Raw genomic sequence first — 26,115 nt, 5'->3', positions numbered from 1 at the left:
AAAGATTATTAAAAGTGTAGAAGTTCTACACTTTTTTTTATTTTTGTTGAATTGTAAATAAAAAAGAATGAAAAGATTACTATTGTTTGCTATGGTGTGCGCAAGTATATCATTTGTTTCTGCTCAAAAGAAATTTGATAAGGTATCAAAGGTGACTTCATCAGAGATCAGATGGTGGGGATATAAGGTTGTAAAAACCCAAGCTTCCTCACATTCTGGAACTGTAAAACTGAAGAGCGGGAAGTTCAACTTTGACCACACCGTTTTGGTAGACGGAGAATTTATAATAGATATGAGAAGTATGATGGCAGGAGATGTTTCTGATGAAGATCAGATCAAGCTTACTAATGACCTGAAAAGTACCAACTTCTTTGAAGTAAAAAAATTCCCTGTAGCCAAGTTCCATTTGACTAAAATTATTCCTTTAGCAAACAGTGAGTACAATTCTACCGTATACGGAGACCTTACCCTTAAAGGAGTGAGAAAAACAATCTCTTTCCCTGCGAATGTCTATGTTACTCAGTTTACAACATCTATTGAGTCTGCTAAATTCTCTCTGAACAGAAGAGACTTTAAGGTGTTCTATCAATCTTCATTAAAAGATTATTTCATCAAGAATGAAATGGATATTCAGTTTAAAGTTTCTACAGAACTTCTGGATAACGATAACAGAGTTCCTGTTAAAAAGAAAAAATAAGATTAAATACTATATTGATAAAAAATGAGCGGTTCTAATGAGCTGCTCTTTTTTTTGTGGAAATTCGTCAGCTAAGGGTTAAACCCTAAGATAAAATCTAGGTTTGTCAGAAAATAAACACTAGAAATATTCTTTCAGATTAATCATATTCTTTAGATGTAAACCATTTCCTTTTACCGTATTTTTTATAATTTAGTACTATGAAAATTTATATTGTAAGCGGTCTTGGAGCAGACTTTAAGGTGCTTGAAAGAATAGAGTTTCCTAAGGATTATGAATTGGTTTTTATAGATTGGCTCATTCCTGAAAAAGATGAACCTTTTCATGCTTATGTAGAACGAATGGCAGAGAAGGTTGATGCTTCAGAACCATTTTGTCTCCTGGGATATTCTTTTGGAGGAATTATGGTGCAGGAGATCAATCAGCTGAAGCCTGCAGAAAAAGTAGTTATCCTGGGAAGTATCAAATCAGATAAAGAAAAGTCTAAATTTATCAAGACCGGTGAAGTAACAAAGATCCCCAGAATGCTTCCTGTAGGGTTGTTTAATACCAAGGCCGCCAGTGTATATGCCTTAGTACGAAAACTTTTTGATCCCAAAAATCCAAAACTTTTACAATATTTCAAAGTCAGAGATCCTTATTATTTAAAATGGTCTGTAGAGAAAGTTTCCGAATGGAAATTTGAGGAAAATCCAAAGGTGATCCAGATATTGGGAGATAAGGATATTGTTTTTCCAGTGCGCTACTCAAAACCAGACTATGTAATTAAAGGTGGAACTCACTTATTTCCCGCTACCAAATCCAAGGAAGTTTCCAAAATACTAAGTGAAGTGTTTCAGGAAAAATAGATAATATTATTGGTTGGATAGTTTTTTTATAGGGTTGATTTGTTAAAAATGCATTTTTGTAAGGTTTTATGTTTAAATTTGATAGGGTTAAATATGAAATTTTATGAAAATAGGATTAAAATGGATCGTTTCGTTCTCTATTGTTGCCCTTGTGGCAATTGGTGGTTTATTCTGGAGCCCGACTTCAGAGGTTATCAATTCCGGTGAATTCCTAGGCGAAGACAAAATTGTAGGTGCGGACGTAGCATGGATTCTTGCAGCGGCAGGCCTTGTTTTACTGATGACTCCCGGCCTTTCCTTTTTCTATGGAGGAATGGTTGGTAAGAAAAATGTGATTTCCACCATGCTGCAAAGCTTTATTGCTTTGGGGGTTATCTCGATTTTATGGATCGTTGTTGGCTTCTCCTTATCTTTTGGTGAGTCCTTAGGATTTAATATAAACGGGAAACATTATGGGATTATAGGAAATCCGCTAAGCTATCCGTTCTTTAATGGAGTGGGAGTCTTCCCTCATAAAATGATGGCTTCTACCATTCCTTTTATTCTTTTTGCACTGTTTCAGATGAAGTTTGCAGTTATTACTCCTGCAATTATTACAGGTTCTTTTGCAGAAAGAGTTCGCTTCATTTCCTATCTTTTATTTATTGTTCTTTTCTCCCTTTTCATTTATACGCCACTTTGCCATATGGTTTGGCATCCTGATGGTCTCCTGAATAAATATTTTGGAGTAAAAGATTTTGCAGGGGGAACCGTGGTGCATATGAGTGCCGGTTTTGCAGCACTTGCAGGCGCCTTGGTTCTAGGAAATAGGAAAATGCCCCATCATGAACCGTCTAATATTCCTTATGTGCTTTTGGGTACAGGAATGCTGTGGTTTGGTTGGTTTGGATTTAATGCCGGATCAGCATTAAGTGCTTCAGCCTCTGCAGCCACAGCCTTTGGAACAACTACGATAGCCTCTGCTTCAGCAATGATCACCTGGATATTCTTCGATAGAATCAATGGAAGAAGTGTTTCTGCATTAGGAGCCTGCATAGGTGCTGTGGTGGGGCTGGTAGCCATTACTCCCGGATGTGGATTTGTCAGCATTCAGGAAAGCCTTTTTATAGGTTTTATTTCCGCCATTGTTTCTAATGTGATGGTTAATTGGAGAGTTTTAAAAAAGATTGATGACACCCTTGATGTTTTTGCCTGTCACGGTGTGGGCGGAATTATGGGAATGATCCTGACTGCTATTTTTGCGCATGGCGAAAATGCAAGTCTGCTGCATGGAGGTGTTGAGGTATTTCTTCATCATATGGCAGCCCTGCTTCTGGTTTCGATCTTTACCTTTTTTGGATCCCTGCTTTTATATAAAATTACAGATTCTATTATTACGCTAAGGGTTTCCGAAGATTCTGAAAATAAAGGCCTTGATCTTTCTCAGCATGAAGAGAGTCTCCAATGATTTTTTCATTCTTAAATTATCATTAATCCCTGCTGAAACCTGATTTTTATTAAGATTTATCATGTATCTTTGCTTTGAGGAAAATGAAGAATCATTTATGGAATCAATATCGGTTTTTGAGATTATTAAAGTAGGAATAGGCCCGTCCAGTTCGCACACGATGGGACCATGGAATGCAGCATCTGCGTTCATTAGAATTATAAAAAGAGAAAGATCAATAGCTGAAGTTAAAGAAGTTTTTCTTGAATTTTTTGGCTCACTTGCCAAAACGGGAATTGGGCACGGAACCGATATTGCGGGAATGCTCGGTTTAAATGGCGAAGACTTCAAGACCATCAATACTTCAAAAATTGATGAGAAAATAGCATACATAAAAGATACACAGACCATTAATCTGGGTGGTGAGAAAGAAATTCCATTTGTCTATGGACATCACTTGATTTTAAATATGAAAAAATCCCTTGATTTTCATCCTAATGGAATGATATTTAGGGCTGTTTTTGAAGATGGGACTGAACTTGTTCAGGATTTTTATTCTGTAGGTGGAGGTTTTATCGCAAGCCAGGAAAAAAACTCCATAGAAAAACAATGCGTACGTACATTATATCCTTGTCATAAAGCTTCTGATATTGCAAAATATTGCCAGAGATTAGGATTTGATAAAATTTCAGATTTAATTTTAATCAACGAAGAAAGCTGGAGAACTCAGGAAGAAACAAGAGAGGAAGCACTTTATATTTGGCAGCAAATCAAAGAATGTATCTATAAAGGGGTCAATAAAGAAGGAATTCTTCCCGGCGGATTAAATGTTTCCCGAAGAGCAGCGGGAATCAACAGAAAACTATTAGGCGACAAAATCTATAAAAATAAAGATGAATGGTTTCAGCAGGTTGTTGATGCCGAAGAAAACTTCACCAATATCAATAAATGGATTGCTTGTTTTGCACTGGCAGTAAATGAAGAAAATGCAAGCTTCGGAAGAATTATTACAGCGCCTACCAATGGTGCAAGTGGTGTAATTCCTGCAGTTTTAATGTATTCACAGGCCTTTACAGAATCTATAAGTGATGAAGATATTGTACGTTTTCTACTGGTAGCAGGGGAAATCGGAACTTTATTCAAAAAAAATGCGACCATCTCTGCTGCAATGGGAGGCTGCCAGGCCGAAATTGGAGTTTCATCAGCAATGGCAGCAGCCGGACTTACCGAAATTTTAGGGGGAAGCGTGGGACAAGTATTGATGGCAGCCGAAATTGCAATGGAACATCACCTTGGATTAACCTGCGACCCAATCAAGGGCCTTGTACAGATTCCGTGTATTGAAAGAAATACAATGGGAGCCATGAAAGCCATTACCGCCGCTAATATTGCATTGGAAAGCGATCCTACCAAGGCTAAAGTAACATTGGATGAAGTTATCCAAACCATGTGGGAAACAGCTTTGTCAATGAGTGACCGTTTCAAGGAAACCTCCGAGGGCGGATTGGCTATTGCAGTGAACGTCCCTGAATGTTAATAAAAATAGTATTTTAAAATACAAAAAATCCTTAGATAATACGTCTAAGGATTTTTTATTGTACTTTGAAACAACCCTTCAAATTTTTGACTTGAAATCCTTCCAGAAGAGAGGAACTCTTACATTTTAACTTGTAATATTGAAGTTTTTGGGGATAATTAGAAAGTCTTTTATTTATTTTTTGGTGAACAGGTAAGTTTTCCCTCCTTGTGTAAGTTTAAGCTGATTACTTTCAGGGATAAAAATGAGATTTAGCCCTGCTTTGTCGAAGGTAAACTGATCCTTTGCTACAGAAGTTAAAAGAAACTCAGGCTGGTTAGTCCCTTGGGCAAAGAGTGTCCCATTTTTGACAAATACCTTTAATCCTAAATTGATATCCTTTGAAGCATAATCTCCTATGTATTTTTCCAGTTCAGCTGCCGGAAGTTTAGGACTCTCAAATACAGGATATTGATATTCTCTGCCATATATTAAATTCAAAAGAGCAACATAGAAACTATTATGTGGAAACTCCTGACCATTGATGGTAACGGCATAGGATAATTGATCGTTTGGTTCGAAACCCACCGTAGAATGGCTTCCTGCTGTATCCCCTCCATGCCCGTATAAGGTAATATTGTAAAATGGCATTTTCATAATTCCTAAGCCAAAGTGTTTTTCATTCTTGTTGGAAATCATCATATCAAGGGTTTCTTTCTGGATAAACTGACCATTGAATAATGCATTGATAAAGATATTCAGGTCTTCAGGAGTAGAAGTAATATCACCTAATCCAATACAGTTATGAAAATCAAAATCTTTAACTTCAATCCATTTCTTATCTTCTAGTTCGTAGGATTTAAAAATATTCTTTGGGTTGTCAAGAACTGAAAAAGTATGAGGCATTTTAACTTTTTCCAGAATGTTTTCCTTTAAAATCTCATTATAAGGTTTATTGTGTATTTTTTCCAAAATCCTGCTCAAAAGAAAGTAAGCTGAATTGGAATAGACCATTTTTTCTCCGGGCTTAAAGCTTATCCCTTCTTTCCTGATGGCTTGTATAATAGCCTTGTCACCTACCGGTTTTCCAAAAAGCCAATTGTTTTCGATAGATTTTCCTACATAATCTCCCAATCCGCTGGTGTGGTTAAGCATTGTTTGGATGGTGATTTTTTTGGCGTTGGGAATTTCAGGATAAAATTTAGAAAGTGGATCGCTTAGTTTTAACTTTTCTGTTTCTACAAGCTGAAGAAGCATTACTGCGGTGATTAGCTTACTAATGGAACCTATCTGATATGCCGTGTTTTTATCATAGGTAACATTAGGTAAAAGCTGCTGTCCAAAATCTTTTTGATAGACTTGTGCTCCGTTTCTGAAGATGGAAACACTTCCAATCACTTGGTTGTTTTGAACCATATAATTTAAAAAATCATCAATCTTCTGTGTATTGATAGGCTTTCCACTAAGGTAAGGAACGTCAGAGCTTTCAGATTTTTTATCCCTGTAAAGATTTAAAGCCATTGTTTTTCCATGCTGTAAAAGATTTCCTTCAAAATGGTCTGTTTTATAGCTTCCTTTGTAGGTAGCATTAATCTTTTCTATTTCAAAAGTGAGTTCATTGTTATTGAAATCAATTTTATCTACAGGAATTTCCTTAGAACTTTGTTTGGGACTGATAAGCGAAGAAGTATAGCCTTTTGATTCTTTTGATATTGTAAGAACAATTGGAAGTTTCATGGATTGGGTGTCTACTTCTCCGTTCCATATTCCTTCAATTTGGGCGTGACAAAGATGTGCCAGGAATACCAGCACTAGTAATAATTTGATTTTCATAGTATTTAAATAATTTTAGTTATTGTAATCTGGCAGATCAGGATACTGATCAAGGACACTGCACAAAATAGTACAATATGCTGCCATTTTTTAATATTGGTTGCGGTTTTGAAGCCGTTGTAATAAAGGGTAAAACTATATATGAGAATGGTAATGGCAATAATAGTCATGGATATTGTGATCACAAAATCCAGAAATGGGAACGTCCCTGAAGTATTCGACTGATATTGTACAATATTTTTTCCGGCGGTCTTAATGTAAGGGATCTTTTTGGACAACTGTAAGATAATCAGAAAGAGCTGGGATATTAAAACGGTATTTACAATATCAATAATTCTGGTCTTTTTGTTGAGACATTTTCCTAAAATAAAAAGAACGACAATGGCTGCAGAGAAGCTTATTAAAGTAGATGCTGTTATCATTTTTAATGAGGGATTCTCTAAATTATTGATTCTATATATACTGCTAAAGCTAGATTCTGTCCAATATCCTATTCCAATAGAAATAATTACTGTAAGAATTCCGATACAGAGGAGTAATTTCTCATCAAATTTTTCAAACGGGTTAAAGATGGATTTCCAGTTCATATGAATGAGTTTACAGGTTAGTTTTCAATTGTTCAACCTTTGTGATCAGGTCATCCATTTTATTTCTCATGGTTGGGTAGGATAGACCTGCCTGTTTGGCCATTTCCTTGATGCTTCCGCTGGATAGAAAAAAATTGAGAACAAAGTCCTGTTCCTCACGGTTTAGCTTCAGGAGAACCGGTAATTCATAATCACCACTTACTTCTGTTTTGCAACTCGGGCATTTCATCTGGCTTACGTTTAAGGTATGGTCACAACTTGGGCAGACAATGGGTAACTTCATGGATTATATTTTTTTACTAAAGTAATACTTTTTTTAATAAAGTTAAAATATTTTTTAATTTTATTAAAATCATCTTCTTGAATAGAATTTTATTAAGCTCTAATCCTAGAAAAAATAAAAGAATATTTGTTTTCTATATAAAAACGAATATTTTTGCCAAAAAAACTAAATAACATGAGAAAAGTTCTAACAGTTCTATTTGCTGTTGTTTCATTGGCGTTGTACTCACAGATCAGCATTCCTGAATCTTCGAAAAAAGGAATTATTATTACTCAGGATAATCAGAAAATATCCTACAAAAATTTAATTTATAGTAAAGGAAAAGTTACTTACACTAATATTCAGAATGGAGCTGAAGAATTTCTTTATGATAATTCTGTGAAGGGCATTCAGGAAGATGGAAAAAGTGGAGTGGGGCTTATACCAGAAGAAAATTCGGGAGAAGCAGCTAAGGGTATGGAAATAGCCAAGCTGACTTCTAAAAAAGACATCAAAGATTATTTGCTTCAACAAAAAGATCCACTATATATGAAAGGACGAACAATAAATAATATTGGGACCGTTCTTGTTATTGGAGGTGCAGCTTCTTTTGTCATTGGAGGGGTTTCGAATCTTTCTAAGGCTGAGAATAATGGAGTGAAAAATGGCGAAGCAAAAGGTTCTTCCGTACCTCTTATCATTGGTCTTATAGGCGCTGGAGCCGGGGTGGTACTTAAGTTGGTGGGGCATTCACAGATGAAAGACGCAATGGATCATTACAGCACCGCGGGAGTAAGAAAATTTAATCCGGATTATTATGTGCTTAATGACAGAAATGGAGTAGGATTGATGATAAAATTTTAAGTATATTCAATACTATTATCTAAGCATAAAAGCCACAGAAGTTTACTACTAAAGAACTTCTGTGGCTTTTGCTTTTGAAGATGTATCTTTTTATCTTAATATTCCTCTAATTCTGTTTGCATTGGTAATAAGCTCTTCAAGGTATTCGTAGTTTTCTTTTTCCAGAGCAGCCTTGAATTTTCTGAGCTGGGTGATATGCTCATTCAAAACATCCAATACGTTTTCTTTGTTTTGTTTGAAGATGGGAACCCACATTTCAGGATGAGATTTTGCAAGACGTACCGTACTTGAGAAACCTGAACTGGCAAGCTGAAAGATGGTTTCTTCTTCACGTTCCTTTTCCAATACCGTATTGGCCAGGGCATAGGATGTAATGTGAGAAATATGGGAGATATAAGCGGTATGGACATCATGGTCTTCTGCATTCATGTAAATCATGTGCATATCAAGGGCGTTTACCACTGTTTCAACTACATTGAGTGCATCTTCTGCAGATTCTTCTTTGTTACAGATCACCCCTGCCTTTCCTGAGAAACTTTCGGCAATGGCAGACTTTGGACCATTGTTTTCAGTACCCCACATCGGGTGAAAAGCTACAAATCTTGAGCGTTTCGGGTGGTTTTTAACAGCACCCACGATCCCTGCCTTGGTAGAACCGGCATCCATAACGGTCTGATGATCTGATATAAGATCCAGGACACTTGGCAATAACTTTCTTGCAGAATCTACCGGAATGGCAAGAATAATAAGGTCTGAATCTTTAACTCCCTGTTCCAGATCTGCTTCAGCATCAATTATTTTCAAATCTAATGCTTCGTTAATATGCTGCTTGCTGTTATCAATACCATAGATGAAGCTGGCTATGTTTTTTTCTCTTAATTTCAAAGCCATTGAACCTCCGATCAATCCTACTCCAATAATACTTATTTTCATCTTTTTCAATTTTTTTAAATAAAAAAACCTCGTCCTAGGACGAGGTTTTAAATTATATTCATAAGAATCCCTATCCCAAATCTGAGTTAAAAATTCTATAATAATATGTTCCGTTGTTGAAATTCACAATGCGAAGGTATAAAATATTTTTTAAAGTTGAGAAATTTTATGATTCTTTCTTTACTGTAGATCAAATCTCAAAATAAAAAAATAGAGAAATACTTTCTTCATAAGCTATTGAAATATCTTAATCAGCGCTGTGGATAATGGTTCTTTTTACATTTTCACCTTTCTGTTCCAATTCTAGTGTAGTAACTCCGCCGGCAAATGAAAATTCGATTTCAATTTTATTGGAAGTTACCTTGTAGCTGATCATATCCAAACCATCCTGATTGATTTCTTTTTCAATGCTTTGCTTAGGTAATGCTGCAAGAAGTAATTCTGATTTTTCCACTTCCTTCTCCTTGATGGTTTTTTGATAAACCTCTTCCATCGTACTTTTCGGAAAGATACATTCCTGTTCACTTCCGTATTCCACTGTTTTTTCTGTGCATTCTTTCAGTGTAGGAATTTCCTTACTTTCTTCTACTGCCTTTTCTTCTGCGGGAGCTTTTACAACAGGACTGTCTTTTTTAGGAGTTTCGATTTCATTGGTTGCCTGTTTTGTATCGTTTTTACATCCTGTCATCATTAACAGAGTAATAGCGATGAAGCTTATTTTTTTCATTAATAGTGGGTTAAAATTATTTCTATATTTAAATAATGAGTGTTAATTTACCTGATATATATTCTACCTCTTTTTTTACCAGTACTAGGCCTGAATTTAGTGAGCTTACATTTTTCAGGAACGGAAGACTTTTTGGGAGATTTTATCAGATTCCAGTTCATGTAATGGTAGTTTTTTTCATTCCCATCCAAAAGTTCAGCTTTTCCTTTATCTTCAGCCGGATACGATGTAGGATAAAATTCGATCACCATTTTTTTTTCTTTTATGATGCCTGTAATAACCCCCTCTTCTTTTATTTTTCCGTAAGCTTTGAATAAATATGATCCCTTGATGCTATCATTATCTTTCTTTTTTTCTAAACTTATAAGGAACTGAATCTGTTGAGAAATGTACATGTTTGAATATTCCCAGTGTCTGCCATTAATGGAATCTTTAACGCGTAGGTTATAGGATTGTTGAAGATAGCTTTCAACAGCAGTACTGTCACGGGCGAAGATGACTTCTTTGGGTTTCATGACTTTATTGTCCTGAGCTTTATTGCAGGAAAACAAGCATGCTGCATACATGAATAAGGACGTTATTGAAAGAAATAAATATCGTTTTTTCGTCATGTTTCCTGAATCGGTGGTCGTTTTTATGTTTTTTGTTCCTGAAAGATATTAAAAAAATTGAAACTTCAATAGCTTGAGCTGGGCAAGGAAGCTATTTTTATCTGGATTTTATTCTGCTTTTATGGATGTATCCTTTATTTCCTTCTTTGGAAATGATTGACCACCAGTCATCATTTTGGTCCAACACTTCAACTTGTTCCCCGGTTTTTATTTTTTGCAGTATTTTGGACGAAGAGTTTTTATCTTGTCTTAAATTAGTATAGCCGTCAGCATCTTGAATGTAGTAATTTGTATTTTGACTTTTTTCTATTCTACATTTTTTATCTCTTACATTTTCTTCAGGAATAGGCACTATTTTATCAGTCCATCCGGTTTTCTGTATATTAATATTTTGAGGAACATCACAAATGTATTTTACTGCATCCTGTGAAACATCTGACATTGTTTTATAGATGATGTTTTGAAGAATCCATGTTTTATTTTGTAAGATAATATGATATTCCTTTTCATAGTATCCACGATCAGGGAAGTGTGTTTTATAGTAAAACCCTTTTTGTCTGGTAGCGGAGTGATATCATTAATAATATTGCCTCCATCTTCAGAAAAGTTTCTTGTTTCCAATGATAATGTATATTTTCCCTGCTTATCCCCCAAAAAGACAAATAAATTTTCCCCCTGATAAGGCTTGTTGCTTACTACCTTATCTGTTATTCCGTCTTTATTGACATCAAAAGTTTTTATGAAAAAGTCTTCGTTATTGAGATAGGTTTCAAAAGAACTTTTTTGAACTTTAACTGAGGTACTTTTAGATGAAATCTGAGGGGTTTTCTTCTGGGAATGACAATGGATTGATATTGTTAGAATTAATAAAGCTAAAATAGTTTTCATCATTTGGTGGTGTATTTATTCAGATTTTATCCTGCTCTTATGGATATATCCCTTTTTTCCTTCTTTAGAAACTACCAACCACCAATCTCCGCTTTGATTTAAAACATCAATTTGTTCACCAGTGTTTATTTTTTGTAGTATTTGAGAAGAAGAATTCTTGTCCTTTCTTAAATTAGTATAGCCGTCAGCATCTTGAATGATAAAAATGGAATTATTTTCTTTTTGATAGATATATTTTACATAATCTTTTAAAGTAGGTAATTCATAAAAATTGTTCTTTTCCAGATCTGATTTATACTTAGGATTTTTATTTATATAACTTTCAGCGTCACCTTGTATTCCTACTCTTAATTCGCGTTCAAATAAATAGGATATTGTTTTTTCAGGGTCAGAATATTCTTTTGGAGATGATGATACTTTATTTATAATTTCACCAATTCTTAGATAGCCATTTCCTTCTTTTGCATAAGAAAAATCTTCAGCCTTACCTTTATAAATGATTGTTTCTATGTCATCAAATATTTGTCTTTTTAATACCTTATGGGAGCCGGAATTCATAAAAATAAGTTCTTCCATATCAGAAAGACTATTAAAATCAAATTTTTTAAATATTGACTCTACAAGCTTTTTGTCCTTATTGTATCCATAATAAACAACTAAATCATATAAAAGATTTGAATTGTTTGTTTGTAACCATACATAGGATACGGGTGTATTATAAAATACATAAGAATTAAAATGATATAACAAGTCCGGATTTATAAACTCTGGTTCGTTAGCACCAGCATCTTGGATGAAAATAAATTTATTATCTCTGATAGCTACTTCTGGAAACATTGCTGGACGTAATGCAATTATAGAATTTTTATATTCTTTTACATTGAAAGTGTTTTCATCCAGAAATTGGAACTTTCTTTGCTCGAGTATTTTTTTTGCTTTATTGATAAACTCAAGAGATAGATCATCATAGTTTGATTTTGTTCCATCTCCTTCATCTGTAATATTGTAAGGGGCTATTTTTAATGAGTTCATTTCTTTGTTATTCCTCAATTGAACTTTATTTTCTTGTCCATTGCAAGAAAATAAAAGGAAAATAAAACTTAAAGAAATATTTTTCATTGTGTTTTATTAAAAGATTAGTGAACTTTCTGTTTAGTGAACTTTCCTATATCATTTAAAAAATATGATGTAATTAATTTTCGTTTATTTTCTTTTTCAGAGTAAATAGAAATTTCATATTTCTCATTAATGGAAAAAACTGTTGTTTCATCACTATCTCCATTACTATTACCAACTTCAAGTCCATCGATTAACTTTCCCTCTTTCAATGTGATAAGATACATTAGATCACTATCTCCACTCATATTATTTATAATATAAAAATCAAAATTCCCTTTTGACGGTATTTGCGCAATTGCATCTATATTAAGTTGATACTTTTGTTTAAATAAGGTTTTAATATTGCTATCGGAGGGTGTTTCTAATTTAATTCTTTCCGCTAAATTTTTAGAATCTAGAGGTAATATAGTAGATTTATTTACTTGCCTAGATTTTTCAGCTCCAGTATTGTCTTTGGATTCAATGTTTTTTTCTTTCTTTAAAATACATTTAGTAGGAGCATAATATTCTCCATCAGGTATTTTTATAATTTCCCAACTTAGATTTTTATCTACTATTTTTATAAGACATGTTCCTTTTCCAGAATTGAAAAAACTATGAAATTCACCAGTATATGCATTTTTATTCTTATTAAAAACTGCTTTTATATTGATATTTTGTTCAAAATCACAGTCAAGTTTTTGTCCATTGTTATATACTGCGCAATATTGTGCAAATAAAGAGTCTTTAGTGATTCTGTGAATTTTAATGGTGAATTCCTGATTTTTGTCTTCTGATCTCCAATGCCATGTTTCAGATATGGGAGTTACGCTCTCTAACATTGGGTTATTGACAATCTTATTGTCTTTAGAATCGTGTCCTTTACACGAAATCATTGTGCCAAATAGGCAAACTAATATTAAAAATCTATAAATCATAATTAAAAATCTATAATGTGTAATTTAAACATTTATCAACTCTTATTTTGAGCCCATTTAAATAATCTTGAGAAAACCAATTTTGAGAAGCTCCATAATCATAATATGCTTTTCTTATTTCGCTTATTCTAGTTAACAATTTTTCTTGATCTTGTGGTTGATTTAAGGCATTTGCAGTTTGTTTTCCCATTCCTCCATCAACTGCAATACTTTGGTTGAATTCATCAACGAGTAATTTTTGTACTTGTTTAATAGCTCCTCCAGAAGTAATACTCCAATCATAAACCATAAGAGCAACTCTTAAATTATTAATTTCACAATAACCTTTTGGTTCCCAATATCTTTTTCTATAGATAATAGTTGCTTGTTCTTCTGTTAGTTTTTTTTGATTTTCTTTTGTTGGTTCTACCCCTAAATCCTCCTTAGCATACTTTTGCCAAACAGGCCATGATATCCCTCTATTAGTTGGATCTCCTTTATCTTTAGCTGGTTCATTTTTATAACCTCCTTCATGTTTTAAAATGATAGGAGCTACTTTTTTAAATTTATCTTCACATGAATTTGAAGCAGTAGAACTTGGTGTTTGGTTTTGTTGAGATTGATACGTTTCAAAACAACTACAGGTATTTGTAAAACCTAATTCAATAGCTAATTGAATAATACTTTTGCCATTTAAGTTTGTAGAGTTTTTACAAAAATATTTATCCTCTAAATAAATTGAATCAAATTCTCTAACATCCATATGTATCCAACTATAGGTGTGATCTTGTCTTGGGTTACCCTTGGCATCATATAATAAATCAATAGGTTCTATCGAGAATAAATTTGAATTTGGCCATTCTTTTTGAGCACCTAAATATTTTATAAATATATTGTCTCTCATATTTCTTAATTCTACGAGATTTTTCTTTTGTGGCCCTCTAATTTCCCAAGTTCCTTTGCTAAACTGCATATCAATTGCTTTGCCTTGATGGTTTGTTGTGGCAAAATTTTTAAATCTACATCTATATCCTGAAGAAAAAGAATCTATTTTATATGTAGTCTGCTTGCTAAAATAAAATTGTAATGCTTTGAACCCAAACAAAAGTGATCTATGAATCCCAGGATATTCATACATATTAAAAGCCTCATCTTTAACATTTTTCTTATATGTATTCCTTCCTGTAGCATCACCGAAATTTGTACAATTATTAACTTCCTGAACACCGCGAAGTTTACTAGTTACTTTTTTCCCTTTTGTAGAACAGCTACATTTTAATTGTGCCCAAAGAGCTGCCCTAATATCGAAGTTTTTAGAAAACTCATCAATAGCTCTTAAAACATTTCCACATACTTTACCTGTTTCGGAAACTTTCATATAGTCTTTTTGAAACTGTTTAACCATCTTCTCCGTTCTGTCGGTAAATTTGTCTGTTGGTACATTTCCTCCAAATCCAGATAAACGAATATTGATTTCTCTGATCAGTTCGCTAGGTGGCGCATTTTTATCAATGCAATACTTACCTGCACAATTTTTGCTGTTGGGTGCTGGTGTATTCTGCACCCCAGACGGACTCAGCGGATTTTCCACAGTCAGCAACCCTTCAGAGCTTACCCCAAATTTCTTAGATTCTGCTGCAAGATCCTTGGAAATAATCTCAATAAAATAGTTTTGTGTTTTTTGATCCGGGTCATTCGGAATAAAAGAGTCAACTCCTTTTTTGAAAATATCTTTTGTAATGACAAAGCCCATAGTATCACAGAGATCGGCAGGAATTTTAATATTACCACTCCTATATACTTCATCATTGGATCCCATGTCATATTCCCAGATTACATACTGAATATATTTACCCACCATGTTTTTAGAATGAATCCTTACATGTACTTTATTTCCAACAGCTACTTTAGAAAGTTCTTTTCCTGAGCTATCGACAAATACTGCTTCTATGATATTGCCCTTTGGATCGGGTTGTCTTGGGCCTCCCTGGCCGGAAGGAAATTTTGGAGTGTTTTGTTGAGGTTGAGATTTGGGTTGAGTTGGTTGCTGTCCTGTTTTATGATCAGGATTAGCTACATCTACGTTGGTTTGGCTGGCTCCCATAATTTTCCCAGAGTAGCTGGCTGTAATATAATACTCATGATTAGCTCCTTCATTTTGATCACCTTGCATGAGAAATTTATTGGCCATTTGCCTTAATACTCTTTCATCAGACATCAGCGGAATGCCTACTTCCGCTATCCCTTTTTCATTAACTCTTGCTGTATAAGTTCTGGTATGGCGGTTGTTTTTATTGATCGTAGAGTTATGTCCTTTTCCAGGAGCATCATCTTCCCAAAGATGAAATTCAATGTCTTTATTGAACATGCCGATACAATGAGCCTGTGCAATGAGAGTGTCACGATAACTTGCTTTGTTTACATCTTTTGCCCCTCTGTTAAAAAGGACTACTTTCTCTATTTTCGGAATTTTATTACTGGTAGGGATCAATTTCATACTGCCCGCCAATTGTTTGCTGGAGGGCATTCCCGGTAATATGCCTTGTTTGGTTTCGTAGACTTTCATTTCAAACTCTATTCCTAAACCGGGCTCTCCAAATCTATAGGTTACTTTTTCTCCGGTTTTTGGGCTTCCTGTAATATCTTTCCATATTCCATTCTTTTGTTTCTTGTAGAGATACCATTCATATTTGTTTGAGCCAAACGAGAGACCAAATGGCTTTATTTCGTAGCTGTACGTTGTTCCCAGCAAAGGATTCTGATTGCCAATAATAATTCCTACCATAATCTAGCTGTAATAAAGTTCATTCGATTCTTTTATATCTTCCTTAAATTCACCAAAATCTACAACTGGATTATAGACTTGCTGTTCCTGGGTATTAGCGTTTGCTGCTTGATTTTTACCCACTTCGCTTTGCTGTCCGTGTTTAAGTATGGTGATTGTTCCTCCTGTACTGCACATGAGTTCAGAAATTTCTGTAAGGCAGCTTTTACCGGTGATCTTTACCTTTTCGTAAGATTTCTGCCATTTTCCTGCGGCAGCATAAGCACATGGCAAATAACCTCCCGAGGTTGGCTTAAGTTTACATTGTCCAAAAGGTTGTGCAGGTGGATCAAATTGCAGATCTTCTTCTGTTACAGCAAGATAATCAGCTTGGCCCTCAGCATTATTCCAATAATGCTTTTTCTGACTGGTTACCTTGAATTTTGGGAATTTGAATCCCTGATTGCATTGTACAGTTCCTTTTTGTACAATAAAATATTTTCCATCATGAGGACTGGAGCTGCTGCTGCTTTCCTGTTTATCTTTATTTTCTTCTTTCTCCTCAGTTTTATCAGATGCTTGATCATCATTCTGAGTTTGTGCAGAAGATTCTTCATCCTGAATTGTACTGTCTGAAGAACTTTCCTCTTCCTGATTAGAAAGATCGTCTGTATTTTGAGACTCTGTTTCTTCACTCATTAATTGAGGGTCTTCCGGAATAATAATTTTTTTTCCAGGAATAGGCTCTTGCATAAGGTCTTCCTCTGAGCAGTGAAGATTGTGATAGGTCTTTAGCGTTGCTTCATTTTTCAGCTTAAACTGCCGGGCCAGCGAACTGAATGTATCGCCCTGTTGTATGACATAATTTTTCATATTATCCTTGTGTTATAGTGATTTTGTGTTGATGAATCAATTCTTCTTCATGGTGTAAGTATACAGAGCTTTTGACCTGAAGCAGATTTTTATTTTTATTATGAGTGGTGTATTCTAATATAATATCTCCTGAGGCTGTTTCTGAGGGTAGCTCTTGAAGCCTAATTCCTCTCATGATCTCCTGTGAACTGCATGGCTCCATAACCTGGCCTTTTAGAACTGTTGAGACAAGATCATGATCTTCATCTTTCTGTTCCATAATCATATTACATTGTACCGGAAAGGAGTTTTGCAAAAAGTAAAATGATTCCTTCCGGCTTGCTTTCTTGTGAAACCAGTCCATTTTGGGAAATAGTGTTTGAAAGAGTAGGGTACTTTGGAATTGCTGTAGAAAAAAGGTTTCATCTGCAATGTTCCTTTCAAATAAATCCATATACTTTTGAGAAACTTCCCCAATATAGAAATCTTCAATCTCTTTACGCTGATCTGTAAAGTTTTTAACGATCTTTTTATGATCTGCAAAGCCAATGATTTTACCAAAGTCATTCAAGATAAATTCAATAGGCATAATGCTTTTCATACAAGCTATGGAAAGGCCTCCCATTTTATCATCCGGAGGATTTCCGTTCGATTTGAAGTTCTTTTGACTATAGGCCAAAATGTAAAGGTTTTTATTCCTGTCTTTATGAACGTTAAGTTCTATGGTATAATCGATGTTTACAGATGACTCAAATGGACCTTCAATGGATTCTGAAATAGTATAAGTTTTTGCGAAAAAAGATTCTGATAATTGAGATAATGGAAGCTTAGTTTTCCTTTCCTCATCCTTTTGTTTTTCTGTTTTAAAATCTAAGGGAACGAAAATACTTCTAACCTCGTTTAGGTTTTCAAACCAAATGGTATCCAGTTTTTTACAATGGGTATTATGGAACAGCTTTAGTTCCTCTCCGGTCATGCCCAACCGTGAAGCTATGGATTTCAGTGTATCCCCGTTGCGAACTTTATATTCTAAAAAACCAATTTCCATCGAAAGTGAATTATAGGATAAAGCTATTAAAAAACTATACTTGAAATTAATTTTTAAGGTTAAATTTTAAAAATTGTAGTAAAACTACGACAAGTGATTTCCACGGATTTTTAAATAGGAAGATTTATTAATTTTGCAGAAATAGAATATGAAACCATAGTAAGAGGGTTTCTTATTATTCTAACCATAAAAATCATAAAATCGGTTATAGTTTTTAACTTCACACAAACCAAATGATATGAAAAATAAATATTTTCACGGACTTTTTATTCTATTAATGGCTGTTAGTCTTGGATATGCGGGAATTAATGATCCTAAGTTTTCAGATCTTTCTGTTGAGAGGTTGGGAGATACAATAAGGATTAGAGAAAGTTACAATGAAAAGGATACGGATACCAATGAATACCTGAAAGACCGATTGAAGCCTATTCAATCCAATTTTAAAAGGATCAATTCTATAACAAATTGGACTTCCATTAAAAAACAAAATATTGAGGGAGAATCGGCTGAAAGGGGAGAAGCAGCCTATTATTACAAAAATCAACGTCTGGAAAAAATTATGGCCAGACATTATGGGGAAATGGGACAGGTTTTGATAGAATATTATCTGCTTAACGGAAAGTTATCCTTTGTTTTTGAAAAAGACTACAAGTACAACCGACCGCTTTTCTATAATGTAAAGGAGATGAAAGAAAACAATGATACTGAAGCTTTCGATTTTGAAAAATCAGAGATTGTGGAGACCAGAAATTATTTTGAAAAAGGAAGCCTTATCCATATTGTAAATAGTCAGGATTGTGGCGCTCCGTTCAGTAGAGATTACGTGACTGAAGAAGAAAAAAGTATAAAAGAAGATTTTAAGAGACTTTTGAAATTATCACAAGAGAAATAGCCTTATATAATGTAACAATGTAACAATGTAACAATGTAACAATGTAACAATGTAACAATGTAACAATTGTTGGTAAACCACTACATTACTACATTGAAAAAAAGAGATTATTTATTTTCACGGATCGTGGTAAGCCGCTCTTCAATCTCCTTGATCTTATTGATCCAGTAATTAATTCCCTCCTGGTTCGTTACCGTTTCTTTAAAAGCATTACGGCTAACGACCCATAGCTGAGATCCGTTTTTTTGATATTCAACTTCGCGTTCCCTTTTATTCTCAGGCTCTATGCGGTATCTCCAGAATACCAGAGCATGCATATATTCTGAACGTATTTTTTCAAGGTAAGCAATTATGGCTTTTCGGTCCTGAGGAATATATCCAGGGCCGGAACATCCGCAGGAATGAAAGGTGATTCCTACTGTATAAAGATTTCGGATGTGTGCCCATTGCTTGTGATCGTTTTTTGCAGGAGATTCAAAATCCAGTCCCATATTGGCCATTAGGTTTCCACATTCGGGGCATTTAGCCTCTACAGAGGTTTGTTTACTTTTGTCCACGTCGTATAAAACACGTCGTTTAAATGTTTTCTGGCAGTTGAAACAGGCATAATGAGCTTTGTAAACCATCATGGCATATCGGCACATAGTATACTATTTTGTTTTTGTGGTTACTAGTTATTTTCCTCTTCATTATAGCTGATTCCCATCAGGCTGCTGGCACTTCTCGGATCATATACGGACCAGATATCTCCCCAAGGAAATTGGAATGTACAACTTGGATAAGGTGTTTTCTTCTTTGTTGGAGATACTTCCAGAATCATTTCCAGAAAGGTATTGTTTCGGCGGAAGACCTGCATTTCTTTCTGTTCTGTCCATTCATTCCAATCATTCCAATCTTTGGCATCAGTGCTTTTCCAGGTATTCATATGGATGCTGTGCAGCTGATCTTCCAAAAAACAGAGATTAAGACAGAATTGATATCCTCTTACTTCCATTTTGTCAAAATAATACCAAACATATCCGGTTTTTACATCCCACATATGATGATATTTTTTCTTATAAAACTCAGTCTGCTGAAGCTGGTCGAGCAGCATTCCTTTATACAGCTGTGTAGCAAAGGCCTCCAGTTGTAGAGTGCCATCTTTACTGTTAATCAGCATATCAAAAAAAAAATGAAGCTATAAATATACCCGTTTTTTCTTTACAGACAACGAATAATATTTACAGCCTCATGTAGAAATAGAAATATCGTGTGTTATGGATTTGAAATAATTAATGTTGACGGAATATCAGACAACCAAAGACTTTTAGTATCAATCAGATTTTTCCAGCTTTTGCTGCTGATTAACATTAAGTTCTGTGAGCTTAGGAATTCCTTTTCAATTTTTTTCTCATTGTACAGGGTGATATGATTAGGAGCAACCTGTTCAATACTTCTGATGAGTTCTTTTACCTCAATATTATTACGGATCTGGCCAGCGGCATCAAGAATAATGATTTGAGAATTATTATTGTTAATCAGTCTTTTGGCATACTCAAGAAGGTAAAAGTCACTTAGATTGAAGATTGGGACAAATACCTTATCTGCGGCTGTGAAATCTTTTTCCACCAAAACGCCTACAGGAATATTTGCCTTATCTAGAATTTGCAGTGTAAAATCGTCAAAAGGAGAGTTGTTGAAGATATTTCCTTTCCCTTTTACCGTATTCAAAAGCTTTTCCGGGTTAATGATCTTAGTGGTGAAACCAAGAAGTCTTCCCAGTAAACTTCCTTCATACATTGATTTTCCAAGCATAATGAGAAGAAGGTCATAATGTCCTTTATTGGTGATGCTGGTGAGATCATTTTCTATATCAGTTGAGGCCTTAAAAAGGGTAGCGACCTCCAGATTAAGTTCGTGAGAGGTCTCAATAACATTTTGGAACTGAGATTCTTCATATTCATCAATGTCATAGGCATGCATTTCATCCACCGGAGCAATATTCATTGCCGTAATGCTTTTATTGCCATTCATTTTATTTGTAAAATCGTGGGCAAGCCTTAGAAGAGTACTTCCGGATTCAGGCTTGTCAAAGGATAGTAATACCCGGTATTTGGAGTCATTTTCCGGAATGGTTTCATCTTCATCCTTTTTTGATTTAAAAATAAAATTAATAAAATCTAATGCCGGACCTGTCATAAAAGTAGTAAACAAGGCCATAATAACAAGCATTGCAAATATTTCTGGGCCTAATACTCCGAGGTCATAACCTATATTTAGAACGATAAGTTCCATTAATCCTCTGGTATTCATCAAAGCTCCAATTGTTAAGCTTTCTTTCCAGTTTATTCCTACGAACCTGGCGGTGAGTGCACTTCCTGCAAACTTTCCGACAACTGCGGTTAAAATGATAAACCCGGCTGTCATCCACAAATGACTGTCATTCAATAGACCAATTTGGGTACGAAGTCCTGTGAAAACAAAGAACAACGGAAGAAGAAGTACCAAGGCTACATCCTCCACCTTATCGATAAACAGGGTACGGAATTTTGCATTTTCCGGCATAATAGCTCCTGCCATAAACGCTCCGAATAAAGCATGAATACCAATAACCTCTGTCACATATGATGATAAGATCAGGGTAAGAAAGAAAATGGCAACCATGGGTTTGTTGATCGTATTTTTCCCTGCCTGAAGATCCCCGATTCTTTTTAGGAACGGTCTTACAATTTTAATCATTAAAAGAACATAGGCAATGGCCATGATAATCACATAGATTGAACTTGTAAAAGAACCTGCCTTTACAATAGCAATTACTGCAGCCAGAATACACCATGCGGTAATATCATCTGCCGCCGCACAGGTAATAACGATAGTTCCAAGTTTTGTTTTCTGAAGATTTCTTTCCTGTACAATCCTTGCCAATACCGGAAAGGCCGTAATACTCATAGAAATCGCTATAAATAAGGCAAAAGAAGTAAACTGAATGCCATCCGGCGAAAATTCCTGATAAATAAAGTAGGATAGCCCAATTCCCAGTGCAAATGGGATAATGATGCTGGCATGGCTGATGACAACGGCATCATGTGCTTTTTTTCTTAGAACGCTCAGATCAAGCTCCATACCTACAATATACATAAAGAGGATAAGACCTATCTGGCTCAGAAACTGTAGATTTCCTAATGATTCTTTTGGGAAAAGAAACGCAGAAAACTCAGGGAAATACATCCCTAGAAGTGAAGGCCCCAGAATAATACCGGCTATCATTTCTCCAATTACGCTGGGTTGTCTTATTTTCATACAGATCCAGCCAAAAAGCCTTGCTGTAAGGATAATGGTAACAATTTGGGCCAATAATAATGCGAGTGGGTGGTGTAGATTTGTTTTAAATGATTCCTGGAAATTGTCCCAGGTAGATCCACTGCTGGTCTTAGCAACAATGTTTTCCTTTACTTCCAAAGTCTGTCCTTCAATGATGAAATAGTACATCAAACATGAAAAGACAGCTATGGTCGTGATGTAGAAAATTAAATTTCTGTATTTCCCCAAATTCATGATTCCTATATTTTGATGCAAAGTTGATAAGAATATTTTGAGATTAAAATACCTTATTTTTTAAATGTAATGAATGTTGCAAAAAATGTAATAAAAATATAAGGACTGAAAAGTAATATTTAATATCTGTTGCACTTCATAAAACATATTTCTAATAATATTCTTTTGTTTTGAAACAAGTGAATGAGAAATTTAAGATGTATGCAGGTAAAAAGTATACTTATTGATAAGAGTTAAGGAAGCTATTTTATATACAATTCCAAGAGAGCATTTTTATAAGCTTCTCCAATCTGAAGCTTCAGAAAATTGTGATCTTCCGTAGGAATTGTAGTAATGATTTCGTTGGTTGAAAATACTTTGATAGAAGCCAGTGCAACGATCTCTTTTTTATTAACCTGTGCAAAATCCTTGGCAGGAAGCATTTCCAGAAGGTTTTTAAAATTAAGGTTCTTTAAAACAATAGTGGTTCCGTCATTGAGGATAATATCCTTATCCCGGCTGTCGATTTCTGATGTCTTAATATAGGCAATCTGCTCTGTTAAAATAACTGTTTTACCAATATTGGTATTCCACTCAATAAAGGTTTTCTTCTGAACAGTGTTCATTTGTTCCTTGGCTTTTTCAAAAGCCTGTACCAAGCGTTCTTTTTTGATAGGCTTTCTTACGTAGTCTACTACATTAAGGTCAAATGCCTCAGCTGCATATTCTTTGTAAGCGGTGGTAAAGATTATTTTTTTGGAACCTGAGATGAGTTCTGCAACCTGAAGTCCCGTCATTCCGGGCATTTCGATATCCAATATACAAAGATTACAATCAAGAGAATTAATTTCTTTTAGAAATATTTTAGGATCATTGAAAGCTTTGATGACTTCTACATCATCAATTTGTTCGCACAGAAGCTTTAGATAGCTGATCGCTAATAATTCATCATCCAGAATAACGCATTTTATCATAGAATTCTCCTAAATTGATTTTTAATTCTGCAGTGAAGATACCGTTTTTTGAACTTCTTTCCAGCTGATAGTAGGTGCTATAGATCATTTTGAGTCTTTGGTCTAAAGACTGACTTCCAAAGCCGCTTTTTTCTTTTTCCAGGATATTTTTTAATGAAGCTTTATTACTCACTTTCATAGTGAAAATACTGTTTTCAAGTTCCAGATAAATTGAAATAAAAGAATCCTGAGCGAGAAAATCTGTGTGTTTGAAGGCATTTTCAATAAGGTCAACAGAAATTAATGGGGCAAAGACTTTTTCTTCATAGATGGAATCAGACTTATTGACCCTTGATTTGATTCTAAAATCAAAAAGAGGATTGATCTTGATTTTATTAATTTCAATAAGGCTTAAAGCGAAGTTTAGCTCCTCTTTCGGGCTTACATACTTGTTGTTGCTTTCATATAGAATGTAATCCAGAACATTGGCCAGTTTATCCAGAGACATATAGGTCTGGTAGGCATGTGACTGAACAGAGTTAAGAATGTTTTTAAACAAATGTGGGTTCAGCTTTGTTCCGATATGCTCTAAGCGAACTTCATTAAGGCGTTGTTCAATAATCTTATTGGTCTCAGACAGTTTACTATTCTTCTGTTTCAGTTTTTGATTTTGACTGAAAAGATAAATGCTTGTTGTCAGAAAAAGGAAAATGGCAAAAACTCCGATGAATATCAGATAATCATGAATCATGTAGTAATTGCCTTCCATATCGTTGGGATTATTGGAACTTATTTAAGCTTCTTAAGGTTGTTTACGGTTACAGTTTCCTCACATTTGTCAAAAGAAATCTCGTAGGTCGGATTTTTTTCAGGATAGGTCAAAAGATAGCCAGGGCATGGTTTTTTTTGCGCATTACTTTTGTCAAAATCTACTTTCCCGTTGGTAATGATGCTATCCTTTACAAATTTTTCATCAATCTTGTAGGTAGTCATAGCCATTTTAGCCTCTTCAGAATATTTGAATTCCTTTGAAAGGGTTTCTGCAATCACACGGCTGTTGGGTAGATACCCGCTGCAGCTTGCTCCTTTCTTGTTTAAAATAAAAAATACGATAACTAGCCCCGGAATGAAGCCTATTGCATAAAATTTAAGTTTTTTCATTTAGAAAATTAAAAGATTGATATCGTGGTACGTAAGTCCGAAACGGTCACAGATGATCTTTTTAGTATGTCTTCCTTTGTACATATATAAGCTCTGTTTCATTTCATTTTTGCGGATTAGCATATTTTCAAAGCCGCCTTCTTCATCATAATTTAAAATATAGGAAAGGAAGAAATTAGAAATAGCCTTTGTTGTGGTTCTAGGCATTCTTGATGTAAGGTTTGGAAGCCCGCAGTGGATAACACCGTGTTTAATAATATAAGGATCTTCCATGGTGGTTAATTCTGATGTTTCAATCACCTTACCGTTGTCTATAGTAATATCGATAATGACGCTGCCTTTTTTCATCTTCATCACCATATCTTCAGTTACGATAGGGGTCATGTTCAATCTTGGAAGAGCCCCAATCACTACATCTGCACGTCTTAGGCTTTTACTAAGCTCTTTAGGATCAATAATGGAAGTAGGAACGCGGCTGTCAACCATTGTGTGAAGTCTTCTTAGCTTTGACAATGAGTTGTCGAAAACCTTGATACTGGCTCCTAAACCAATGGCTGCCTTGGTGGCAAATTCCCCTACAATCCCTGCTCCCAAGATTACTACTTCAGCAGGTCTTACTCCTGTAATTCCGCCAAGCATTAAACCGTTGGAAAGGGCTAGTAATTCTGATGCGTATAAAACAGAAACGGTTCCTGCAATTTCACCGATTAATCTTACCAATGCAAGCTGCTTATATTCATCAACGATAAATTCAAAGGCGATTGCATTTATTTTTTTCTCTGCAAGCTTAAGGAAATATTCTTTATCCCTAAGATTAATTTGAAGGGCTGAAACCAAATAGGTATTAGGTTTCATAAAATCAATTTCATCCTCAGTAGGAGGGTTAATCTTTAAGATCAGATCCTGTCCAAATGCTTCCTTAGGATCATTGGTGATCTTTGCCCCCGATTCGGAATATTGTAAATCTGTAAAAAATGAACCTTGTCCGGCCCCCGATTCTACGATGATCTCATGGCCGTGTTCTACCAATACCTGTACAGCGTCTGGAGTAATGCAGGTTCTCCTTTCGTTGAGACAAGTTTCCTTAGGAATTCCAATACTGAACTGTTTTCCTTTCTTTATAACCTCCAATTTTTCCTCTTTCGGCATCAATTCTTCTTCTGTGAAAGGAGTAAAAATGTTTGTGCTCATCCTTAAATTAAATTATGTCTTACAGATTGTTTTTTTTACACTTAATTAATAAGCAAAGATACATAATATTTAATCGAATGAAATTTCTCTGCTTTCACCCGTATTCAGAATACTCATTGTGTGGTAGTTGAGCCCGTAAAGCTCATCTTCGTATACTTCAGGCCATTCAATAATGCATAGAAAAGAGTTGTCAAGATATTCTTCAATCCCAATATCATAAACTTCTTCAATGTTTTTTAGACGATAAAGATCAAAATGATACACTTTTCCTTTGGAGGTGCTGTATTCATTAACAATAGAATAAGTAGGAGAGTTAACTTCATCCTGACTTCCCAGTTTTTTAAGTAAAAACTGCGTGAAAGTGGTCTTTCCTGCTCCCAGATTCCCCTTTAATAAAAGGATATTATGTTTTAATTCAGGAATGATGGTGTCAACAATTTCCTGCCAGTCTTCAATTGTTTGGATAGTGAACTGCATATGCTAATTTGTTTGCAAAAATAATCATAAAAATCCTCGAAATATATAAGTACGTTT

27 protein-coding genes are annotated in these 26,115 nt (G+C 34.8%); 6 read left to right on the top strand and 21 right to left on the bottom strand.

Features of this window, described 5'->3' with window-relative positions:
- Nucleotides 1-67: 67 nt before the first annotated feature.
- From C7D53_RS11155 to C7D53_RS11140, 4 genes are all read left to right on the top strand, one after another.
- Entirely contained in the window at nucleotides 68-697 is a 630-nt protein-coding gene (locus C7D53_RS11155; RefSeq protein WP_106916550.1) for a YceI family protein, read from the top strand.
- A gap of 200 nt (nucleotides 698-897) precedes the next feature.
- Nucleotides 898-1,545 carry an alpha/beta hydrolase gene (locus C7D53_RS11150; protein WP_106916549.1) on the top strand — a complete coding sequence of 216 codons (648 nt, stop codon included), beginning with the start codon at nucleotides 898-900 and terminating at the stop codon, nucleotides 1,543-1,545.
- A gap of 103 nt (nucleotides 1,546-1,648) precedes the next feature.
- The gene (locus C7D53_RS11145) at nucleotides 1,649-2,992 is read left to right on the top strand and encodes an ammonium transporter (protein WP_106916548.1); all 1,344 of its coding nucleotides are present in this window, start codon (nucleotides 1,649-1,651) and stop codon (nucleotides 2,990-2,992) included.
- A gap of 97 nt (nucleotides 2,993-3,089) precedes the next feature.
- Entirely contained in the window at nucleotides 3,090-4,508 is a 1,419-nt protein-coding gene (locus C7D53_RS11140; protein ID WP_106916745.1) for an L-serine ammonia-lyase, read from the top strand.
- Nucleotides 4,509-4,682: 174 nt separating this feature from the next.
- On the opposite strand, the gene C7D53_RS11135 is transcribed toward C7D53_RS11140, so the two are convergent.
- The 3 genes from C7D53_RS11135 to C7D53_RS11125 are packed head-to-tail and all read right to left on the bottom strand — an operon-like array spanning nucleotide 4,683 to nucleotide 7,190.
- A complete protein-coding gene (locus tag C7D53_RS11135) occupies nucleotides 4,683-6,320 on the bottom strand; it encodes a serine hydrolase domain-containing protein (RefSeq protein WP_106916547.1) in 1,638 nt (545 codons plus the stop codon).
- 5 nt (nucleotides 6,321-6,325) lie between these two features.
- Entirely contained in the window at nucleotides 6,326-6,907 is a 582-nt protein-coding gene (locus C7D53_RS11130; protein ID WP_106916546.1) for a YIP1 family protein, read from the bottom strand.
- Between the two features lie 10 nt (nucleotides 6,908-6,917).
- Entirely contained in the window at nucleotides 6,918-7,190 is a 273-nt protein-coding gene (locus tag C7D53_RS11125) for a DUF2089 family protein (protein WP_076353689.1), read from the bottom strand.
- Nucleotides 7,191-7,364: 174 nt separating this feature from the next.
- Here C7D53_RS11125 and C7D53_RS11120 point away from each other — a divergent pair, with 174 nt between their 5' ends.
- A complete protein-coding gene (locus C7D53_RS11120; RefSeq protein WP_106916545.1) occupies nucleotides 7,365-8,033 on the top strand; it encodes a hypothetical protein in 669 nt (222 codons plus the stop codon).
- Nucleotides 8,034-8,123: 90 nt separating this feature from the next.
- Here the strand turns inward: C7D53_RS11120 and C7D53_RS11115 are convergent, their stop codons facing one another.
- From C7D53_RS11115 to C7D53_RS11070, 10 genes are all read right to left on the bottom strand, one after another.
- Nucleotides 8,124-8,966, bottom strand: a complete 843-nt coding sequence (locus tag C7D53_RS11115) for a prephenate dehydrogenase (protein WP_106916544.1) — start codon at nucleotides 8,964-8,966, stop codon at nucleotides 8,124-8,126.
- 247 nt (nucleotides 8,967-9,213) lie between these two features.
- A complete protein-coding gene (locus C7D53_RS11110; RefSeq protein ID WP_106916543.1) occupies nucleotides 9,214-9,693 on the bottom strand; it encodes a hypothetical protein in 480 nt (159 codons plus the stop codon).
- 47 nt (nucleotides 9,694-9,740) lie between these two features.
- Nucleotides 9,741-10,304, bottom strand: coding sequence for a hypothetical protein (locus C7D53_RS11105; RefSeq protein ID WP_162926151.1), 564 nt, complete (start codon nucleotides 10,302-10,304; stop codon nucleotides 9,741-9,743).
- Between the two features lie 97 nt (nucleotides 10,305-10,401).
- Entirely contained in the window at nucleotides 10,402-10,746 is a 345-nt protein-coding gene (locus C7D53_RS11100; RefSeq protein ID WP_106916541.1) for an SH3 domain-containing protein, read from the bottom strand.
- Nucleotides 10,719-11,195: a hypothetical protein gene (locus tag C7D53_RS11095; protein WP_162926150.1), complete on the bottom strand. Its 477-nt coding sequence runs from the start codon at nucleotides 11,193-11,195 to the stop codon at nucleotides 10,719-10,721. The genes C7D53_RS11100 and C7D53_RS11095 overlap by 28 nt, the downstream gene beginning before the upstream one ends.
- A 12-nt stretch (nucleotides 11,196-11,207) precedes the next feature.
- The gene (locus C7D53_RS11090) at nucleotides 11,208-12,311 is read right to left on the bottom strand and encodes an SH3 domain-containing protein (RefSeq protein WP_106916539.1); all 1,104 of its coding nucleotides are present in this window, start codon (nucleotides 12,309-12,311) and stop codon (nucleotides 11,208-11,210) included.
- Between the two features lie 17 nt (nucleotides 12,312-12,328).
- Nucleotides 12,329-13,228 (bottom strand): hypothetical protein, encoded by a 900-nt coding sequence (locus tag C7D53_RS11085; protein WP_162926149.1) that lies wholly within the window; start codon nucleotides 13,226-13,228, stop codon nucleotides 12,329-12,331.
- A gap of 10 nt (nucleotides 13,229-13,238) precedes the next feature.
- On the bottom strand, nucleotides 13,239-15,992 hold the full coding sequence (locus C7D53_RS11080; protein WP_228422290.1) for a glycosyl hydrolase 108 family protein: 2,754 nt from the start codon (nucleotides 15,990-15,992) through the stop codon (nucleotides 13,239-13,241).
- 3 nt (nucleotides 15,993-15,995) lie between these two features.
- On the bottom strand, nucleotides 15,996-16,844 hold the full coding sequence (locus C7D53_RS11075) for a DUF4280 and LysM peptidoglycan-binding domain-containing protein (RefSeq protein WP_106916537.1): 849 nt from the start codon (nucleotides 16,842-16,844) through the stop codon (nucleotides 15,996-15,998).
- A 1-nt stretch (nucleotide 16,845) separates the two neighbouring features.
- Nucleotides 16,846-17,871: a LysM peptidoglycan-binding domain-containing protein gene (locus tag C7D53_RS11070; protein WP_106916536.1), complete on the bottom strand. Its 1,026-nt coding sequence runs from the start codon at nucleotides 17,869-17,871 to the stop codon at nucleotides 16,846-16,848.
- A 238-nt stretch (nucleotides 17,872-18,109) separates the two neighbouring features.
- On the opposite strand from C7D53_RS11070, the gene C7D53_RS11065 reads away from it, so the two are divergent.
- Nucleotides 18,110-18,763 (top strand): hypothetical protein, encoded by a 654-nt coding sequence (locus C7D53_RS11065; RefSeq protein ID WP_106916535.1) that lies wholly within the window; start codon nucleotides 18,110-18,112, stop codon nucleotides 18,761-18,763.
- A gap of 107 nt (nucleotides 18,764-18,870) precedes the next feature.
- On the opposite strand, the gene C7D53_RS11060 is transcribed toward C7D53_RS11065, so the two are convergent.
- From C7D53_RS11060 to tsaE, 8 genes are all read right to left on the bottom strand, one after another.
- On the bottom strand, nucleotides 18,871-19,407 hold the full coding sequence (locus C7D53_RS11060) for a hypothetical protein (RefSeq protein ID WP_106916534.1): 537 nt from the start codon (nucleotides 19,405-19,407) through the stop codon (nucleotides 18,871-18,873).
- Between the two features lie 26 nt (nucleotides 19,408-19,433).
- Nucleotides 19,434-19,922 (bottom strand): hypothetical protein, encoded by a 489-nt coding sequence (locus C7D53_RS11055; protein WP_106916533.1) that lies wholly within the window; start codon nucleotides 19,920-19,922, stop codon nucleotides 19,434-19,436.
- Between the two features lie 95 nt (nucleotides 19,923-20,017).
- Nucleotides 20,018-22,297: a cation:proton antiporter gene (locus tag C7D53_RS11050; RefSeq protein WP_228422289.1), complete on the bottom strand. Its 2,280-nt coding sequence runs from the start codon at nucleotides 22,295-22,297 to the stop codon at nucleotides 20,018-20,020.
- A gap of 242 nt (nucleotides 22,298-22,539) precedes the next feature.
- The gene (locus C7D53_RS11045) at nucleotides 22,540-23,250 is read right to left on the bottom strand and encodes a LytR/AlgR family response regulator transcription factor (protein ID WP_106916532.1); all 711 of its coding nucleotides are present in this window, start codon (nucleotides 23,248-23,250) and stop codon (nucleotides 22,540-22,542) included.
- On the bottom strand, nucleotides 23,225-23,998 hold the full coding sequence (locus tag C7D53_RS11040; protein ID WP_106916531.1) for a histidine kinase: 774 nt from the start codon (nucleotides 23,996-23,998) through the stop codon (nucleotides 23,225-23,227). The genes C7D53_RS11045 and C7D53_RS11040 overlap by 26 nt, the downstream gene beginning before the upstream one ends.
- 20 nt (nucleotides 23,999-24,018) lie before the next feature.
- A complete protein-coding gene (locus C7D53_RS11035; RefSeq protein WP_106916530.1) occupies nucleotides 24,019-24,390 on the bottom strand; it encodes a DUF4258 domain-containing protein in 372 nt (123 codons plus the stop codon).
- Nucleotides 24,391-25,581: an alanine dehydrogenase gene (locus tag C7D53_RS11030; RefSeq protein ID WP_076353720.1), complete on the bottom strand. Its 1,191-nt coding sequence runs from the start codon at nucleotides 25,579-25,581 to the stop codon at nucleotides 24,391-24,393.
- A 69-nt stretch (nucleotides 25,582-25,650) separates the two neighbouring features.
- Nucleotides 25,651-26,058 (bottom strand): tRNA (adenosine(37)-N6)-threonylcarbamoyltransferase complex ATPase subunit type 1 TsaE, encoded by a 408-nt coding sequence (gene tsaE, locus C7D53_RS11025; RefSeq protein WP_106916529.1) that lies wholly within the window; start codon nucleotides 26,056-26,058, stop codon nucleotides 25,651-25,653.
- Between the last annotated feature and the right edge of the window lie 57 nt (nucleotides 26,059-26,115).

Origin of the sequence: Chryseobacterium aurantiacum, assembly GCF_003020585.1 — a bacterium.
GTDB classification, from domain to species: domain Bacteria; phylum Bacteroidota; class Bacteroidia; order Flavobacteriales; family Weeksellaceae; genus Chryseobacterium; species Chryseobacterium aurantiacum.
This window is presented reverse-complemented; position numbering and strand designations above follow the sequence as displayed.